Raw genomic sequence first — 17,712 nt, 5'->3', positions numbered from 1 at the left:
ATCAGCGATGAAACGCAGTCAATACGCCGTCATCGGACTGGGGCGCTTCGGCTCCAGTCTTGCCAAGGAGCTCATCAAGCTAGGCTACCAGGTGCTCGGCATCGATAAGGACGAGGAGGCCGTCGAGGAGATGAGCAGTGTGCTCACTCACGTCGTCGCGGCTGATTCCACAGATGAGGATGTGATTCGATCGCTAGGCCTGCGTAACTTCGACAGTGTGGTCGTGGCGATCGGCGACGATATACAGGCCAGCATTCTAACTACTATATTATTGAAGGATGTCGGGGTGAAAAATGTCGTCGGCAAGGCGCTCTCCGAGCTGCACGGCAAGGTGCTGCAGAAGATCGGCGCCGACCGCGTCATCTTCCCGGAGCGGGATATGGGCATCCGCGTCGCTCACCAGCTCGTCTCCCCGAACCTGCTCGACTATATCGAGCTGTCGAAGGATTATACGATCGCCGAGCTGACGGTGCCGAGCTGTCTTGATGGACGCTCGCTTAAGGATCTCGATACGCGAGCGCTCTACGGCTGCAGCGTCGTGGCGATTAACAAGAAGAAGGGCGTCATCATCGCCCCGACCGCTACTGACATGGTCGAGGAAGGCGATATTATGGTCATTATCGGCACGAACGATGAGATCGAGCTGTTCGAGAACGAGGTTATTCGTTAACATTCATTCGATTCATATAGGTGACATTAAGCTCGGTAATACTTGACTGCCAGATCGATAAATAGCTGAATCGCAGGCTCCATCGCGGCCTCCTTCTTGAATAAGAGGGAGGTCGTTCTCTTCGTCTGCTCGAGCTCGGGGATGAAGCGTACGGTCAGCTCGTTGTTGTCGACGAGCGGGTGCCGCACGTATGACTCGGGCAGCAGTGTAGCGGTCTGGCACGTTGAGACAAGACGTACGATCGCCTCGAAGGAGTCGATCTCCATCTTCACGTCGGGGTGTACGCTGTAGCGCATGAACATCTCATCCATGAGCACTCTGTACCATGTCCCGCGTGAGAACAGAATCATCGGCAGCTCATGCAGGTCGCCGATCGTCAGCTCCTCGCGGTCCGCATACGGATGACCGGACGGCAGCACGAGGCACAGCGAGTCGTCGAACAGCGGTACGGAGCTCAGCTGCGGATCGTCGATGCGCGAGGCGACGAGGCCGATGTCGACCTTCTTCTCCTTGACGAGCGGCACGACCTCGTGCGTCTTGCCTGTAATCGCTTTAATATCTGTGAGCGGGTGCTCCCGAATATAGATGGTCACAAGGTCAGGCAGCGTCGACTGCAGCGTCGTCAGGCTGGCGCCGATGATGATGCTCGCGGGCTTCGTCTCGGTGCGGTACAGGCGAAGCGTATCGTCGAGCTTGCGCTGCAGCCGCTGCTGCTCGAGGGCGTGCTCGTAGCACAGCTCCCCGGCGCGCGTCAGCTCGAGCCGCTTGCCCTTGCGCCGGAACAGCTCGACACCGAGCTCCTCCTCGAGCTTCATCATTTTGCGCGACAGCGCGGGCTGGGACAGGTTGAGTATGGAGGAAGCTTTATTCAAGCTCTGCTGCTGGACGACTGTAATTAAGATTTCCCAATGGTTCATAGTTGGCGTGTGCTCCCTTGATAGATATGCTTATGCGCATGGTGCATAATCGATTATAAAAAATCGGCACTTCCATTATAAGCGAAACAGGAGTAGTATGATAGTTGTAACGTTTTATTCACAAAACCATGCCCGCAGTATAAAACGTTGTCGATTCATGGAAAATAGGCGTAGCGAATGTTGTTGACGCTCCCTATCGACGGGGGTACAATGGTAGATGGTTTTTATAAGAATGCCGTTGCATGCTTAATTTTAGGGGGGAACGAAGGGTAATGTTTAAGAACTCGTATTTTTCACGAAAGCTCCATTCCTTGCTCGGTGTCATTCCAGTCGGGTTTTTCCTGATTGAGCACCTGCTGACGAACTACACGGCGGTCAAGGGTGGTCATCAGGGCTTTCTCGACGCCATCGACTTCCTGCACAGCTTGCCGCTCGTGCTGGCGCTCGAAATCTTCATGATCTGGATTCCGCTGGCGTACCATGCGATCTATGGTCTGTATGTGGTGTACACTGCGCGTAACAACGTCAACAATTACGGCTATTTCCGCAACCAGATGTTTTTCCTGCAGCGCGTAACTGGCGTCATTACGTTCTTGTTCGTCGCGTGGCACTTCTTCCAGACTCGCTTGCAGATTGCCATCGGTGCTGTAGACCAGCATGCGATTGGTACGGAGATGCACCATATCGCGTCGAATCAGTTCTTCTTCGTGCTGTATGTCATCGGTATCGTCGCTTCCGTATTCCATTTCAGCAACGGAATGTGGTCGTTCCTCGTTAGCTGGGGCATTACCGTGGGAGCGAAGGCTCAGCGTATTTCGACATACGTATGGATGGGCGTGTTCGTTGTCATGACGGTTATGTTCATCATGTCCTTGACGGCATTCGCGGGTCCTGATTTCCAGAGCGTGCCGACAGCGACCAAAGGTTAAGGGGGGAGTACACAGATCATGGCTAAAACGAAAGTTATCGTAGTCGGTGGCGGCCTTGCAGGCTTGATGGCCACTATTAAAGCAGCAGAAGCTGGTACACATGTAGACTTGTTCTCACTAGTTCCGGTAAAACGTTCCCACTCCGTCTGTGCGCAAGGGGGCATCAACGGCGCCGTTAATACGAAAGGCGAAGGCGATTCTCCCTGGGAGCACTTTGACGATACGGTATATGGCGGCGACTTCTTAGCTAACCAGCCGCCGGTTAAGGCGATGTGTGATGCAGCGCCGGGCATTATTCACCTGATGGACCGGATGGGCGTTATGTTCAACCGTACGCCAGAGGGCTTGCTGGACTTCCGCCGCTTCGGCGGTACGAAGCACCACCGTACAGCGTTCGCAGGTGCGACGACTGGTCAGCAGCTGCTGTACGCACTCGATGAGCAGGTGCGCCGCTGGGAGACTGCAGGTCTTGTACAGAAGTACGAGCACTGGGAGTTCCTTGGCGCGGTGCTCGACGATGACGGCGTATGCCGCGGTGTAGCCGCACAAGATCTGCGCAGCATGGAAGTGAAGACGTTCCCTGCCGATGCGGTTATTTTGGCGACTGGCGGTCCTGGTATTATTTTCGGTAAAACGACGAACTCGGTTATCAACACAGGTACGGCTGCAAGTGCGGTGTACCAGCAGGGCGTGCATTATGCGAACGGTGAGTTCATTCAGATTCACCCGACGGCCATTCCGGGCGACGACAAGCTGCGCCTCATGAGCGAATCCGCTCGCGGCGAGGGCGGACGCGTATGGACGTACAAGGACGGTAAGCCTTGGTACTTCCTCGAGGAGAAATATCCAGCGTACGGTAACCTTGTTCCGCGTGACATCGCGACACGTGAGATCTTCGCGGTGTGCGTTGATATGAAGCTCGGCGTTAACGGCGAGAACATGGTTTATCTCGACCTGTCCCATAAGGACCCGAAGGAGCTGGACGTGAAGCTCGGCGGTATTATCGAGATCTACGAGAAGTTCATGGGCGACGACCCGCGTAAGATTCCGATGAAAATATTCCCTGCGGTTCACTACTCGATGGGCGGCATGTGGGTAGACTACAACCAGATGACGAACATTCCGGGTCTGTTCGCGGCAGGCGAGTGTGAGTACCAGTACCACGGCGCGAACCGTCTCGGTGCGAACTCGCTGCTGTCTGCGATCTACGGCGGTATGGTAGCTGGACCGAAGGCGATCGAATATATTAAGGGTCTGGATAAGCACAGCGCAGACATCTCTTCGACAGTGTTCGATCGTGCGACGAAGGAGCATGCGAACAAGTACGAGAGCATCTTGAAGCTGGACGGCAACGAGAACGCGTATGTGCTCGGTAAGGAGCTTGGCGAGTGGATGACGAACAACATGACCGTCGTTCGCTACAACAAGAACCTGGAGCAGACGATTGATAAGATCAACGAGCTGAAGCAGCGCTACAAGAAGATCAACATAAATGACTCTGCACGCTACAACAACCCTGGCGTTGCGTACACGCGTCAGCTGTGGAACATGCTTGAGCTTGCGCATGCGATGACGCTGGGCGGATTGCTCCGTAACGAGAGCCGCGGCGCGCACTACAAGCCGGAGTTCCCGGAGCGTAACGATGACGAGTTCATGAAGACGACGAAGGCGACTTGGACGCCGGATGGACCGAAGATCAGCTGGGAAGAGATCGACGTCTCCTTGATCCAGCCGCGTAAGCGTGACTATACAACTGACAAGAAGAAGGGAGGCAACTAATCATGGCCGAGGCAACAGCAGCGAGCAAGAAGGTTAAATTCATCGTCACTCGTCAAGATGCACCGGAGAGCAAGCCGTATACGGAGGAGTTCGAAATTCCGTACCGCCCGAACATGAACGTTATCAGCGCGCTGATGGAGGTTCAACGTAATCCGGTTAAGGCTGATGGCGGGAAGACGACACCTGTATGCTGGGAGTCGAACTGCTTGGAGGAAGTGTGCGGCGCTTGCTCGATGGTTATCAACGGCAAGCCTCGTCAGGCGTGCAGCGCGCTCGTCGATAAGCTGGAGCAGCCGATTCGCATCGCGCCAATGAATACGTTCCCTGTCGTGCGTGACCTTGTCATTGACCGCGAGCGTATGTTCGCCGCTCTGAAGAAGGTCAAGGCGTGGATTCCGATCGACGGAACTTACGACCTCGGTCCTGGACCACGGATGGCCGAGTCGAAGCGTCAATGGGCGTATGAGCTGTCCAAGTGTATGACGTGCGGCGTATGTCTGGAATCCTGTCCGAATGTTAACGACAAGACAGACTTCATCGGTCCTGCAGCGATCTCGCAGGTTCGTCTGTTCAACGCTCACCCGACAGGTGAGATGAACAAGCATGAGCGTCTCGAGGCGCTGATGACGGACGGCGGCATCGAGGGCTGCGGTAACTCGCAGAACTGCGTGCGTTCGTGCCCGAAAGGTATTCCGCTGACGACGTCGATCGCAGCAATGAACCTCGATACGACGAAGCAGCTGTTCAAGAACTGGCTCGGTATTGAGTCGTAGAATACGACAAATGAACAAGAAGGCTCCCGATTGGCTTGATGCCAGTTGGGAGCCTTCTTGTGCGTTACTAGCAGCTGCGATGCTGTGCGTTGTTAAGGTTGTGTTCGTAGCTACTGCTCTTGCTCGCACATCCTGTATCAGCTATGGACGAGCTCAGGCACTTGCAGCTGGAGTGGCGGCGGCACGAGCCAGCCCTTCGCCTTGTTCATGCGTAGTACGCGTGCGCTTAGCACCGCCTTTGTGCCGTGGTATTTCATGAACATCGTACCGAGATCCTCTCGTGTACATTGGCCCATCGCTTGGCTGCACGTGGCAAGACCTTCGGCTACATCCTGCATCAGCGTTGCCGCAATCTCCATATCGGTGAAGCGGGCTCCGACTGGAATTTCCTCGTAGCTGGCACGCGGCTTCTCCGGGAATGTTGGCGGCGGCACGATACCGTTTTTGACGAGAATCGCGTCGCATTCCTCAATTTCCTTGCGGCCCATCTCAATAATGTCTCGGATCACTTCCTTCAGATCCTGGTCACCTGCATGGTTGATCATCGTTTGGTAGCAGGTGACGGCCAGCTTCGCCTTCGCGCTGTACGACCAGATGGAATGAATTTCACCGTAATGCATCGGTTCGTTCTTGGAGTTACCGTCGAGAATTCCCATTGCTGCACGCTCCTTTGTGATGTGGATGAGTACTCCGCTATTATGGCACTTGGCATTGCGAACTATAGCTTATGGGCTGAAGGAATTATTGGCGATTGGAATGCTGAATACAGAGCTTGCGGTGGAGATACAACTATAGGGCGGCTTCGCGAAGGAAGTCCGACATTCGATGCGAGGAGTGGATAGCAATGGGTAAAAACAAAGGCATGAAGCAAAAAAATCAGTCCATGGCCGATAACTCCAGTCAAGCAACGGACAGCAAGGCGAACCTGATGCCGACGTATCACAAGGATCGTCACGAGCCGAATCGTCCATCGGTGTAAGGGAACTCATAGGATGCCAAGCTGCTTCGTGTGGCTTGGCTTTTTGTGTTCTGCGGTGTGCCTAGCTAAGCCTAAATCTTCTCGCCGGTGACAATTATATGCTTTCAGGTCTAGAATTAATAGAGGAATTATGAGACAATCGATTACAGGTATTTCTACATAAGATAAGGGGATTAGCAGATGAAGCAATGGTCATATTTTACTGGAAGTATCAAGAGCATGGCAGCAAGCTATATGTCAAAAGTACTTATTGCTTGTTTAATATGTCAGATCGGCATTAGTTCTATGGCAGTGCAGGTCACAGCCAGCAGTACGTTCCCTAATCAATCTGGATTATCCTTCAGCCCTAACATTACCGGCTCTCCTGTACCTAATAATGCTTCGTATACGGGGTATTACTGTTGGCCCCAAGGCTTTACGAAAGGTTTAACCGCTTTTTCTAGCGGAGTATTCGATGGTGAGAGTATTTGGTTAGCGCCGCTCAATGCGGATCGGGTCATGAAGGTCAATAAAGACACAGGGGAGATGACCGGTTATAACAATTGGCCTGCAGGCTTCACCAAGTCAACTACCGCCTTTTATAGTAGTTTGTTTGATGGAACGCATGTGTGGTTGATTCCCTTCAACGCGGACCGCGTGATTAAAGTAAACAAGAACACAGGGGAGATGACAGGATATAACGAGTGGCCCTCCGGATTTACTAAAGGAAACTCTGCTTTTGTAGGCACGGTTTTTGATGGGCAAAATATATGGCTGATTCCACAAACCGCTGATCGTGTCATTAAAATAGACAAAGACACGGGCGTAATGACCGGATATAATAGTTGGCCAGCAGGCTTTACAAAAGGTTCTGGCGCTTTCGCAGGCGGCGTTTATGATGGGGAAAATATTTGGTTAATTCCATACAACGCCGACCGTGTAATCAAGTTCAATACGACTACGGGTGTAATGACCGGATATAATAGTTGGCCTACGGGTTTTACTAAACCAAGTAGTGCTTTTATCGGCGGAGTGCTGGAGGGAGATCATATATGGCTTATTCCGAGTACTGCCGACCGTCTCATTAGAGTGAATAAAAATACCGGGGCGATGACAGGGCATAACAACTGGCCTACAGGATTTATCAAAAATGGAAGTGCTTTCTTCGGCGGGGTATATGATGGGCAATACATATGGTTGATTCCTTCAAATGCCGATCGAGCTGTTAGAGTAAACAAAGATACGTTCGAGATGACATCCTACATGGATTGGCCATCTAATTTCTCTAAAGGTACAGCAGCTTTCATAGGAGGCGTCTATGACGGGGCTAATATTTGGATGGTTCCGTCGAATAGCAACCAACTCATGAAGTTAGGCGCTAGTTCTGTTTCCTCCAATAATAATTTAAGCATATTGGCATTGTCGAGTGGTGTATTAAACTCGGTGTTTGCGAGCAGTACGACTGATTACACGGCCAATGTGCCTAACAGTACTAATAGCATCTCGATTATTCCTACGGCGAGTGATTGCAAGTCCACGGTGAAGGTGAACGGTACGACTGTGACGAGCGGCCAAGCGAGCGGAGCTATCGAGCTGAGCGTAGGCAGCAACACGATCAGTACAGTAGTGACTGCGGAGAACGGAGCGACGAAGACTTATACCGTGCAGGTGACGAGAGAAGCAGCAAGCAACGCAGACTTGAGCGGCATGACGCTGTCCGCCGGAGCACTGAGCCCGACGTTCGCGAGCGGCACCACGAGTTACACAGCTAGCGTGGCGAATAACGTAACGAGCCTCACGGTAACGCCGACGGCGAGCGACAGCACAGCAACGGTGGCGGTGAACGGTGCGACTGTGACGAGCGGCCAAGCGAGCGGAGCTATCGCGCTGAGCGTAGGCAGCAACACGATCAGCACGGTAGTGACCGCGCAGAGCGGAGCGACGAAGACGTATACCGTGCAGGTGACGAGAGAAGCAGCAAGCAACGCAGACTTGAGCGGCATGACGCTGTCCGCCGGAGCACTGAGCCCGACGTTCGCGAGCGGCACCACGAGTTACACAGCTAGCGTGGCGAATAACGTAACGAGCCTCACGGTAACGCCGACGGCGAGCGACAGCATAGCAACGGTGAAGGTGAACGGTGCGACTGTGACGAGCGGCCAAGCGAGCGGAGCTATCGCGCTGAGCGTAGGCAGCAACACGATCAGCACGGTAGTGACCGCGCAGAGCGGAGCGACGAAGACGTATACCGTGACGGTGACGAGAGAAGCAGCAAGCAACGCAGACTTGAGCGGCATGACGCTGTCCGCCGGAGCACTGAGCCCGACGTTCGCGAGCGGCACCACGAGTTACACAGCCAATGTGTCAAACAATGTATACAGCCTCACGGTAACGCCGACAGTGAGCGATAGCACAGCGACGGTGACGGTGAACGGTACGACTGTGACGAGCGGCCAAGCGAGCGGAGCTGTCGCGCTGAGCGTGGGCAGCAATACCATCAGCACGGTAGTGACCGCGCAGAGCGGAGCGACGAAGACGTATACCGTGACGGTGACGAGAGAAGCAGCAAGCAACGCAGACTTGAGCGGCATGACGCTGTCCGCCGGAACATTGAGCCCGACGTTCGTGAGCGGCACCACGAGTTATACAGCCAATGTGTCAAACAATGTATACAGCCTCACGGTAACGCCGACAGTGAGCGATAGCACAGCGACGGTGACGGTGAACGGTACGACTGTGACGAGCGGCCAAGCGAGCGGAGCTGTCGCGCTGAGCGTGGGCAGCAATACCATCAGCACGGTAGTGACCGCGGAGAACGGAGCGACGAAGACGTATACCGTGACGGTGACCCGGGATCAAATTCCGAACCCTGGAGCCCCACTTGCTAAGCTGGAGTCAGTTGGGGACGGTAAAGTGACGTTGAGCTGGGAGCCAGTAGCAAGCTCGACGGGCTACAAAATATTCAGGAGTGAAACGTCCGGTACGTACGGATCAGAGCTGTCCACCGTTAACGAATCCGTCTACAGCTATGAGTCATCTGGACTGCAAAATGGAGTAACGTATTACTTCGTAATTAGAGCGGTCAATGCTGGAGGAGACAGTGCCGTATCTAATGAAGTGAGTGCAATGCCCATAACCGTACCAGGGCAGCCGACGAATATATCCGCAGCTCTCTCGGACAGAGTGGCGACGATAACATTCACAGCACCTGTGAATGATGGAGGAAGCTCGATTACGTCGTACGAAGTGACCTCTTCGGAAGGCGGTGTTGCAGTAACGGACACGTCAAGCCCGATCAAGATTAAAGACTTAGCTTACGGAACTAGATATACGTTTACTGTTAGAGCGGTTAACCAAGCAGGGAAGAGTGCCCCTTCCGCTGAATCCAATGCTGTGATTCCAATGGCTCCGGAGAGCGACAGTTCGCCTGCGGCTCCTGAGAATAGGGAGACAGCAGTCCAAGTGATAGTTAATGGCAAGCTCGAAGAGGCGGGAACATTAACGACGAGTGTTGTGAACGACCAGGTCGTTACTACCATACGGGTTGATCAGGGCAAGCTGGAAAGTAAGCTCGCAGCTGAAGGCCAGCGGACAGTCGTAACGATTCCAGTGAGTGGAAAGGCAGACGTTGTTGTAGGTGAACTTTCCGGTCAAATGGTTAAAATCATGGAATCTAAAGAAGCGGTTCTTGAAATCAAGACGGACAGAGCTACCTACACCTTACCAGCTGAGCAAGTTAATATCGACTCGATCTCCAGACAGCTTGGCAGATTGATAGCTCTTCAGAACATTAGAGTGCAGATTGAAGTAGCAGCACCAACCCCGGCTGTGCAGAGATTGGTCGAGAACGCGGCCGCCAAGGAATCCTTTACTTTGGTTGCGCCTCCGATCAGTTTCAAGGTGAAAGCTGTCAGCGAGGGGACGACAGTGGAGGTATCTACATTCAATGCCTACGTTGAAAGGACGATTGCTATTCCAGAAGGAGTAGGAGCGGATAAGATCACAACAGGCGTTGTCGTTGAACCGGATGGAACTGTTCGCCATGTGCCAACCAAAATTGTTCAGGTGGACGGTAAATGGTACGCTCAAATCAACAGCTTGACTAACAGTACTTACTCCGTCATATGGAAGCCACTGCAATTCAAAGATGCCTCGAATCATTGGGCTGAGAAGGCGATTAACAATATGGCCTCGCGTATGGTGGTTGAAGGGACAGGGGATAGCTTGTTCACTCCTGATCGGGAAATTACCAGAGCTGAATTTATTTCCATCGTTGTTCGTGGCTTGGGTCTAAGAGTGACTAAGGGAAATATCTCATATAAAGATGTCAACATAACAGATTGGTACTACAACACTGTTAGCACGGCAGCTGAGTACTCGTTAATTAGCGGATATGAAGATGGAACGTTCCGCCCTAATGACAAAATAACGAGGGAACAAGCGATGGTTATCGTAGCAGAAGCGATGAAGCTTACCCGGTTGTCGGCGAAACCGCCGACGAACGACTTATTGCAATCTTATGTGGATTCGGCAGAGGTTTCAGACTGGGCCAAGCGCAGTGTAGAACAGAATCTTCTTGCAGCACTTATTAATGGGCGCAGTGACCAAATGCTTGCTCCAGGAGCTTATATGACTCGAGCAGAGATGGCGACAATTATCCAGAAGCTGTTGGTACGGTCCGGGCTCATTTAGTATGAGCCAGTAAGTCCGGTTGGATGACAGATAAGCGGCAGTTCGGAACAGAATTATCTCTGTTGCGAAACTGCCGTTTTTTGGCGCTATGATTGTCTCAGAATGCGGGCTCCGCAAAGAGGTCAGTGTTCCATCTGAAGAATGTCATCACGCGATAGCAGCGCTCGCTTGTGCTAAGCATTGACGGTGATAAACGTATACGGTTAGAATAAATCGATTAGACGTAATTTAGCATAGTGGGTATTGGAGAGGAAGTCACAATGATGATGCGAAAAAAACGGCAAGTTACGATCGTTGATCTCGCCGCGGCGGCCGGCGTTTCTATAGCAACAGTATCTAATGTGTTAAATCGTCGTAACGTGCCGATGTCACAGGAGACGATCCGCAAGGTCGAGCAGGCGGCGGAGGAGCTAGGCTATCGCCGCAATGTGATGGCGGCCAACTTGAGCAGGCAGAAGTCGTACGAGCTCGGCATGCTCGTGCCAAGCTTCGGCGGCTATCACGGGCGATTCGCTGAGGAGATGCAGCGCACGGCTCACACTTACGGCTACCATCTGTCTGTGTTCTCAGCGGCTGGCTTTGATCCTGAGATCGAGAAGCGGCATCTGGATGTGCTGCTGCAGCGACGGGTGGACGGCTTGATCAGTCACGGTCTTGCGATGTCGCAGGAGGCGACTCGTCATCTCGTTGGCGAGGGGACGCCGCTTGTGCTGTTTAACGCATGGGGATGGCCGACAGATTTTGCCGAAGGTGCGGTCAATCTGGACTTCGTCGTCGGTTGCGAGGAGGCGGTGCGGTGCTTGTATGAGCGCGGCTGTCGGAGGATCATGTATTTAGGGAATTCTGCCTTGTATGCTACCGATCAGCAGCGAAGAATCGGCTTCAACAATGGCTTAAGCAAGCTAGAGGAGCCGCTCTTGACCGGAATCTTCGATACGCACTTGTACCCTTCGATGGAGCAGACGGTCGATGATGTGGAGGCGCTTGTCAGTGAGAGCCACGTAGGCGGCCCTGTAGGGGTGCTCGGCTTCGATGACTTCATCACGATGTCCTTCATGTCGGCGCTGCTGCGGCGAGGACGGAAGGTGCCTGGCGATTACTGCGTGATCGGCATTAACAATGATCCAGTCTCACTCCTCGGTCATCCGACGCTGTCAACGCTTGACATTCCGTACACGCTGCAGGCAGAGCTGACGATGCTGCTTATGTTGAAGGCGCTGGGTGATACGACACACCTGAACCGGTTCCCAGCCGAGTATGAGGCGAAGCTGGCACGGGATGGCTATGAGGTGCAAATACCGCTGAAGCTGATTGCCCGTGCTTCAACTGGCACATAACGAAGAGCCTATCTCCATAGCTGCTGACAGCTGAAGGAGGAAGGCTCTTTTCGTTATTTATCGACGGGTATGATATTAGGGGGCCGTGTACTAGTTGCGCTTAGGTCAGCTGTGGAAGGTGTGTGCTTGCGTGTGCGCGTGCTGAGAGCTGCCGTCAGTCTCTACCCGGTCCAGAAACTGCTCGCCGTACTCTCCATGCGGATGAATGCGTGCATGCTCGAGCTGAACGGCCGCATGGACGATGCCGAAGCGTGCCTTCAGCGTCTCGTTAATGTCGTAGATGATGCGCAGCGCATCGGCGTTCTCATTCATGAAGACGTGCGCCGTTAACGAATAGTGATCGGTCGATACTGCCCACAGGTGCATGTCATGCACGTCCTCGACGCCCTCGACCATGCCGATGGTTCGGCGAATCTCATCCAGGTCGAAGCATTCCGGCACCGATTCCATCAGGATGAGGTACGCTTCCTTGATGATTTTGGCTCCGCCGGTGAAGATGATCGCCCCGATGACGATGCTGATGAACGGATCGAACCACTGCAGACCAGAATAATAGATGATGATGGCAGACACAATAACACCGATCGAGCTGAGCAGATCTCCGATAAAATGCCACAGCGCACTCTTCACATTCAAGTTATCCTCTTCCTTCATGCTGCGGCTGAGCACAAGTGTCAGCACGATGTTAACGACGAGGCCGATGGAGGCGATGACGAGCATGAGCTGCAGGTCGATCGGCTCCGGCTGCAGGAAGCGGCGAATGCCCTCGATGCAGATGCCGATGGCGATGATGGCGAGCGCGAGTCCGTTCAGCAGCGAGGCGATGATCTCGAAGCGCAAGTAGCCGAACGTGAAGCGGGCATTCGGCGGCCGCGACGCGAGGTAGATCGCAAGCATGCTCAGTCCGAGGGCGAAGACGTCGGAGATCATGTGCGCGGAGTCGGAGAGCAGGGCAAGTGAATTCGAGAGCAATCCCCCGATCACCTCGACAATGGTGAAAAACAAAGTAAGGGCCAGCGTTACCCATAACGTCTTCTTCGAGCGAGTCTGCTGCTTCTGATGTCGCAGATGATGATAATCGTACATCTCGATACACCCTTTCCAAGAGAGGTCTCTTACGGAAAGTATATGTCAAACCTTAAATATTGGCAAATACTTTAATTGATACCGATTTTCACCTATTTGATGATGATTATCAGTATTATTGCGATGAAATACTCGCTGTAGCTTGGGTTATCGCCCATTCTAAGTGAAAGTGATAATCATTACTGCGACAACGCTTTCTTATTTGTTACACAATTGAAATATTTCTGTTACGGTTCTAACATGTTTCCGGTGTATATTAATTAGCAAGACCCCCTTTTTAATATATACACCTTAAGACCCGCCCCGTTGGCGGGTCTCTTTTTTGTGCCCCACATTAAAAACCACTAAAATACTTGTAGATTTCTGTCGAAATATAGAGTAGAGCTAACACTTTCCTAAAATCGTCTTGATACGATTGCTTTACTAAGGAACGTGTGTGCAACGGCAGAAAGTAGCGTGATCCCAATGGAAAAATATATAAAATATGATCTGCTCGACTTGAGCAGCACGTCCGGGCAGCGGAGGGTCGTCGTCATCGTCTCCTTGCTGCTGACCCTGATCTCGGCAGTGGCCTTTGTATTTGCCGATGTGCCGTTGCCGCAGGTGAACGGCTTTATGCCGCTCGTCATCGCGCCGGTCATTTGCTTCGATTTGTTGACGGCGTTTATTTTTCATAGACACTATACGCTCGTACGCAAGCCGGCGCTGCTGGTGCTGACGCTGACTTACTTGTTCGCGGGAATCATCAACATCCCGTTCCTGGCGGGCTTCCCGAATGTAGTGTCCGACTCCGGGCTGCTGCATCCAGGCGGGCAGTCGTCGGTGTGGCTGTGGGTCGTATCGCACGGGATGTTCCCGTTAGGACTGCTCGGCTACTTCATCTTCCATATGAATCGGCCGGAGCTCGTGCTGTCGAAGGCAGCGACGGTCAGGTGGGGGTGGACAGGTCTGCTCGGTACTGTCGCTCTCGCTAGTCTGTTCACGCTGATGGTGACGCGCTACCACGATTCGCTGCCACCGCTACTGATCAATGGTCAATTCACACCGTTCCTAATGGACTTGGCTGAGCCCGTGCTGATTGCCATTCATGCGCTAGGGCTGATTGCCTTCTGGCGCAGCGGGATGAAGGACAAGACGATCCAGCTGTGGCTCGCGGTGGCGCTGCTGGCGGGGCTGCTCGACGTCATTGTGACGCTGGCGTCTGCGTCGCGCTACTCACTTGGCTGGTATGCGGCGAAGTGGAACAGCTTCATCTGCTCCAACATCGTGCTCGGCGCACTCATCTATGAGTTCACGCGGATGTTCAACCGGAATGCGACGCTGTATGAGAAATCAATCGAGCACGAGCAGCGCTATAAGTCGTTGTTCACCCATAACTATGACGGCGTGTTCTCGCTGAACCTTGCGGGCTGCTTCACGAGCGTCAGCCCGAAGGGGGAGCAGATCTCCGGCTATGCGGAGAACGAGCTGCTCGGCAAGCCGTTCTCATTACTTGTATGTATAGACGATCTGCCGAAGGCACAGCAATCGTTCATGACCTCGCTGCACGGTAAGCCTGACCATTACGAGCTGGTTATCTACCATAAGAGCGGGGCACGTATCATGCTTGATCTTAGAAGTATTCCAATTATCATCGCTGGACAAGTGACCGGTATATTCGGATTGGCGCGAGACATTACAGCATTGAAGCAGGCGTCGGAGGAGCTGCTGGAGGCGAAGCGGAAGGCCGAGGAGGCCAGTCAGTCGAAGAGCGAGTTTCTCGCCAGCATGAGTCATGAGATTCGAACGCCGATGAATGCCATTATCGGGATGTCGGAGCTGCTCAGTGAGACACCGCTTAACGAGGAGCAGCGCATGTATGTAGACACGTTCCGCCGCGCCGGTGATACGCTGCTGACCGTCATTAACGATATTCTCGACTTTTCGAAAATTGAAGCGGGTTATATGCATCTGGAGCAGATCGAATTCGACCTGGAGGAGCTGCTGGAGAAGACGACCGATGTGCTGGCGGTACGCGCGCATGCCAAGGGTCTTGATCTCATCTTCGAGCCGATCGATGCTGAGCTCACCTCATTAATCGGAGACCCTGGACGGCTGCAGCAGGTGCTGTTCAATCTCGTCGGCAATGCGATTAAGTTCACCGATCATGGGGAGGTCGTCATCTCCTGCAAGCAGTCGGCGCCCGATATGCTGCTGTTCGCTGTTCGTGATACCGGTATCGGTATTGCGGCGGATAAGCTGGAGGCGATCTTCGGCCGCTTCGCGCAAGCGAATACGTCGACGACCCGTAGGTATGGAGGAACAGGTCTTGGTCTTGCGATCTCCCAGAAAATCATCGAGCAAATGGGAGGCACCATCTGTGTCGATAGCATGGAGGGGCTAGGCAGCACGTTCTTCTTCACAGTGCCTCTTCAGAAGGGAAGAGGGGGCAAGGGCTGGAAGCGGACAGTGTCACCTAAGCTGCCCGGATTGTCTGTACTGATTGTCGACGACAATGCGATGCACCGAGTCGTGCTGCGCATGATGCTGGAGCAGAGCGGCATGGTCATCGACGAGGCGGCCAGCGGCGAAGAAGCGATCGCAACGATGCGCAGAGCAGCCGAGACAGGCTCCTCTTACGCGCTCGTCCTGATGGACAGTAAGATGCCGGGACAGAGCGGCTTCGATACGATTCATGCGCTGAACGGGCAATCGTTGCTCGGGCAGGCGGCGGTCATGATGCTGAGCTCGGATGACCAGCCGGGCGGACAGCAGCGCTGCAGGGAGCTGGGGATCGATTCCTACGTGATGAAGCCGATTAAGCGGCAGAAGCTGAATGATATGATCATGGAGCTGTTCACGAAGCGCAGCGCGGCTCTCCAAGTGGCAAGCGTGACGATTGAGGAGCAGACGTCCTCTGAGCGTGAGCTGCACATTTTACTCGCGGAGGACAATGAAGATAATGAGCTCTTGTTCCGTTCCTTCGTGAAGAGCACACCGGTTCGCATCAGTCATGCTTCGAACGGGAAGACGGCGCTGGAGCTGAGAATGAACGGCCAGTACGATCTCGTGTTCATGGATATTCAGATGCCGGTGATGGACGGCTATGAGGCGACACGGCACATTCGGGCTTGGGAGGCTGCGTCTGGCAGCCGTACAGTTCCGATCGTCGCGCTAACGGCTCATGCGGTTCAGCAGGAGCTGGACAAATGTATACAGGCTGGCTGTGAGGAAGTATTGACGAAGCCGATGAAGAAGCGACAGCTTTTGGATATGATAGAGAAGTATAGGAAGCTGGCGTAACCTAAATATGTTCCACAAGACGAGTCAACAAGAGAGCGGGGAATTCAGGATGAACGAGAGCTTGGAGAACGTCAATCGATATATGGTTACGATAGATGCGGATCTGGAGGAGCTGGTGCCTGGTTACTTGACCAATCGGGCGGCAGATTATAGGAATATGACGAGCGCACTGAAGCAGGCCGACTATGACCACATTCGCGCCATTAGTCATAGCATGAAGGGGAGCGGCGGCGGCTACGGGTTCGACGAGCTGACGGAGATCGGCAGCTTGCTCGAGCAGCATGCTATAGCCGCGGACTACAATGGGATTGCAGCGACGCTCCATAGACTGCAAGACTATTTGGCAAAGGTCGTGGTCCGCTATGAAGCATGACGAGCATGCGAGGCCGCTCATTCTGCTCGTGGACGATGATCCTGAGCTAAGAGCGCTACTTGCCCACCGCTTGCGTCATGACCATCTGGAGCTGCATGAAGCGGGCGATGTGAAGACAGCTAAGCAGAAGCTGTATGAAGCCGACTACGACCTCATCATTCTCGATCTGATGATGGCGCCAGAGTCGGGATATGTAATGTTCGAGTTTCTCAAGCAGGAGCCGAAGTTCATGTGGGTGCCTCTGATCGTGCTGTCGGGCAAGGACGACCTGGACGATAAGGTACGCTGTCTGGAGCTAGGAGCCGACGATTACGTGACGAAGCCGTTCGAGCTGCGCGAGCTGAAGGCGCGCGTGAATCGACTGATTCACCGGACGCGAGATTATGAGAGTCTGGCCTTCCGCGACAGCTTGACCGGTATATTCAATCGTCGTTACTTCGAGATGCAATATACGATGGAGTTGAATCGGATGGAGCGGTACGAGCAGCCGCTGGCGTTGGCGTTGATTGACATTGATCGGTTCAAGATGATCAATGATCGATACGGTCATCCGATCGGTGATCAGGTGCTCATGCAGATGAGCGATGCGCTCCGGGAACGTCTCAGGAAGACAGACCTTCTCGCCCGCTTCGGCGGCGAGGAATTCGTCATCCTGTTCGTCAATACGGAGGTGGAGCAGGCCATGGCGATCCTCGAATCGATGCGGCTGTCTGTCCAGGAGCGGGTGATGGCGACCGCGCAAGGGGAACGAATCCGGATTACGTTCTCGGCAGGCGTGTCCGGCTGGCGGAGCGGACGCGAAGGACGGGAATGGCTGAACTATACCGATCAGCTATTGTATAAGGCGAAGCAGAACGGACGGAATCGGATAGAAAGCGAGTCGTGCTAACATGCATATGGCGATCAGATACACAGT

The 17,712-nt window shown here is 53.6% G+C and carries 13 protein-coding genes; 10 read left to right on the top strand and 3 right to left on the bottom strand.

Going from position 1 to position 17,712, the window contains the following annotated elements; genetic code table 11:
* Window positions 1-7 precede the first annotated feature (7 nt).
* Window positions 8-670: a potassium channel family protein gene (locus PAE68_RS18215; protein ID WP_281889329.1), complete on the top strand. Its 663-nt coding sequence runs from the start codon at window positions 8-10 to the stop codon at window positions 668-670.
* Between the two features lie 26 nt (window positions 671-696).
* Here the strand turns inward: PAE68_RS18215 and PAE68_RS18210 are convergent, their stop codons facing one another.
* Window positions 697-1,587 carry a LysR family transcriptional regulator gene (locus PAE68_RS18210; protein ID WP_281889328.1) on the bottom strand — a complete coding sequence of 297 codons (891 nt, stop codon included), beginning with the start codon at window positions 1,585-1,587 and terminating at the stop codon, window positions 697-699.
* 272 nt (window positions 1,588-1,859) lie between these two features.
* Here PAE68_RS18210 and PAE68_RS18205 point away from each other — a divergent pair, with 272 nt between their 5' ends.
* From PAE68_RS18205 to sdhB, 3 genes are read left to right on the top strand one after another with little or no spacing between them, the layout of a single operon-like run.
* On the top strand, window positions 1,860-2,516 hold the full coding sequence (locus PAE68_RS18205; RefSeq protein ID WP_281889327.1) for a succinate dehydrogenase cytochrome b558 subunit: 657 nt from the start codon (window positions 1,860-1,862) through the stop codon (window positions 2,514-2,516).
* 18 nt (window positions 2,517-2,534) lie between these two features.
* Window positions 2,535-4,295, top strand: coding sequence for a succinate dehydrogenase flavoprotein subunit (gene sdhA / locus PAE68_RS18200; RefSeq protein WP_281889326.1), 1,761 nt, complete (start codon window positions 2,535-2,537; stop codon window positions 4,293-4,295).
* 2 nt (window positions 4,296-4,297) lie between these two features.
* Entirely contained in the window at window positions 4,298-5,068 is a 771-nt protein-coding gene (gene sdhB, locus PAE68_RS18195) for a succinate dehydrogenase iron-sulfur subunit (RefSeq protein ID WP_281889325.1), read from the top strand.
* 137 nt (window positions 5,069-5,205) lie between these two features.
* On the opposite strand, the gene PAE68_RS18190 is transcribed toward sdhB, so the two are convergent.
* The gene (locus tag PAE68_RS18190) at window positions 5,206-5,724 is read right to left on the bottom strand and encodes a DUF3231 family protein (RefSeq protein ID WP_281889324.1); all 519 of its coding nucleotides are present in this window, start codon (window positions 5,722-5,724) and stop codon (window positions 5,206-5,208) included.
* A 188-nt stretch (window positions 5,725-5,912) separates the two neighbouring features.
* On the opposite strand from PAE68_RS18190, the gene PAE68_RS18185 reads away from it, so the two are divergent.
* From PAE68_RS18185 to PAE68_RS18175, 3 genes are all read left to right on the top strand, one after another.
* Window positions 5,913-6,047: a hypothetical protein gene (locus tag PAE68_RS18185; protein WP_281889323.1), complete on the top strand. Its 135-nt coding sequence runs from the start codon at window positions 5,913-5,915 to the stop codon at window positions 6,045-6,047.
* A gap of 1,422 nt (window positions 6,048-7,469) precedes the next feature.
* A complete protein-coding gene (locus PAE68_RS18180; protein WP_397379034.1) occupies window positions 7,470-10,718 on the top strand; it encodes a cadherin-like beta sandwich domain-containing protein in 3,249 nt (1,082 codons plus the stop codon).
* Between the two features lie 263 nt (window positions 10,719-10,981).
* Window positions 10,982-12,055 carry a LacI family DNA-binding transcriptional regulator gene (locus PAE68_RS18175; protein WP_281889322.1) on the top strand — a complete coding sequence of 358 codons (1,074 nt, stop codon included), beginning with the start codon at window positions 10,982-10,984 and terminating at the stop codon, window positions 12,053-12,055.
* A 105-nt stretch (window positions 12,056-12,160) separates the two neighbouring features.
* Here the strand turns inward: PAE68_RS18175 and PAE68_RS18170 are convergent, their stop codons facing one another.
* Complete coding sequence (locus PAE68_RS18170) at window positions 12,161-13,141, bottom strand: cation diffusion facilitator family transporter (protein ID WP_281889321.1); 981 nt, start codon at window positions 13,139-13,141, stop codon at window positions 12,161-12,163.
* A gap of 465 nt (window positions 13,142-13,606) precedes the next feature.
* Between PAE68_RS18170 and PAE68_RS18165 the strand changes: the two genes are divergently transcribed.
* Genes PAE68_RS18165 through PAE68_RS18155 form a run of 3 tightly spaced genes read left to right on the top strand, consistent with a single transcriptional unit; the run spans window position 13,607 to window position 17,685 of the window.
* Window positions 13,607-16,423: a response regulator gene (locus PAE68_RS18165; protein WP_281889319.1), complete on the top strand. Its 2,817-nt coding sequence runs from the start codon at window positions 13,607-13,609 to the stop codon at window positions 16,421-16,423.
* Between the two features lie 49 nt (window positions 16,424-16,472).
* A complete protein-coding gene (locus PAE68_RS18160; RefSeq protein WP_281889317.1) occupies window positions 16,473-16,796 on the top strand; it encodes an Hpt domain-containing protein in 324 nt (107 codons plus the stop codon).
* Window positions 16,786-17,685 (top strand): diguanylate cyclase, encoded by a 900-nt coding sequence (locus tag PAE68_RS18155; protein ID WP_281889315.1) that lies wholly within the window; start codon window positions 16,786-16,788, stop codon window positions 17,683-17,685. The genes PAE68_RS18160 and PAE68_RS18155 overlap by 11 nt, the downstream gene beginning before the upstream one ends.
* The last annotated feature ends 27 nt before the right edge of the window (window positions 17,686-17,712 follow it).

The sequence above is a fragment of the Paenibacillus sp. YYML68 genome, assembly GCF_027923405.1.
Classification (GTDB): domain Bacteria; phylum Bacillota; class Bacilli; order Paenibacillales; family NBRC-103111; genus Paenibacillus_G.
Note: the sequence above shows the minus strand (reverse complement) of the source record. Positions and strands in the feature narration are given on the sequence as shown.

Bases quoted from the DNA above. Each gene is read 5' to 3' on its own strand.
- PAE68_RS18215 (WP_281889329.1), top strand. From the start codon at position 8: ATGAAACGCAGTCAATACGCCGTCATCGGACTGGGGCGCTTCGGCTCC.
- PAE68_RS18210 (WP_281889328.1), bottom strand. From the start codon at position 1,587: ATGAACCATTGGGAAATCTTAATTACAGTCGTCCAGCAGCAGAGCTTG.
- PAE68_RS18205 (WP_281889327.1), top strand. From the start codon at position 1,860: ATGTTTAAGAACTCGTATTTTTCACGAAAGCTCCATTCCTTGCTCGGT.
- sdhA (WP_281889326.1), top strand. From the start codon at position 2,535: ATGGCTAAAACGAAAGTTATCGTAGTCGGTGGCGGCCTTGCAGGCTTG.
- sdhB (WP_281889325.1), top strand. From the start codon at position 4,298: ATGGCCGAGGCAACAGCAGCGAGCAAGAAGGTTAAATTCATCGTCACT.
- PAE68_RS18190 (WP_281889324.1), bottom strand. From the start codon at position 5,724: ATGGGAATTCTCGACGGTAACTCCAAGAACGAACCGATGCATTACGGT.
- PAE68_RS18185 (WP_281889323.1), top strand. From the start codon at position 5,913: ATGGGTAAAAACAAAGGCATGAAGCAAAAAAATCAGTCCATGGCCGAT.
- PAE68_RS18175 (WP_281889322.1), top strand. From the start codon at position 10,982: ATGATGCGAAAAAAACGGCAAGTTACGATCGTTGATCTCGCCGCGGCG.
- PAE68_RS18170 (WP_281889321.1), bottom strand. From the start codon at position 13,141: ATGTACGATTATCATCATCTGCGACATCAGAAGCAGCAGACTCGCTCG.
- PAE68_RS18165 (WP_281889319.1), top strand. From the start codon at position 13,607: ATGGAAAAATATATAAAATATGATCTGCTCGACTTGAGCAGCACGTCC.
- PAE68_RS18160 (WP_281889317.1), top strand. From the start codon at position 16,473: ATGAACGAGAGCTTGGAGAACGTCAATCGATATATGGTTACGATAGAT.
- PAE68_RS18155 (WP_281889315.1), top strand. From the start codon at position 16,786: ATGAAGCATGACGAGCATGCGAGGCCGCTCATTCTGCTCGTGGACGAT.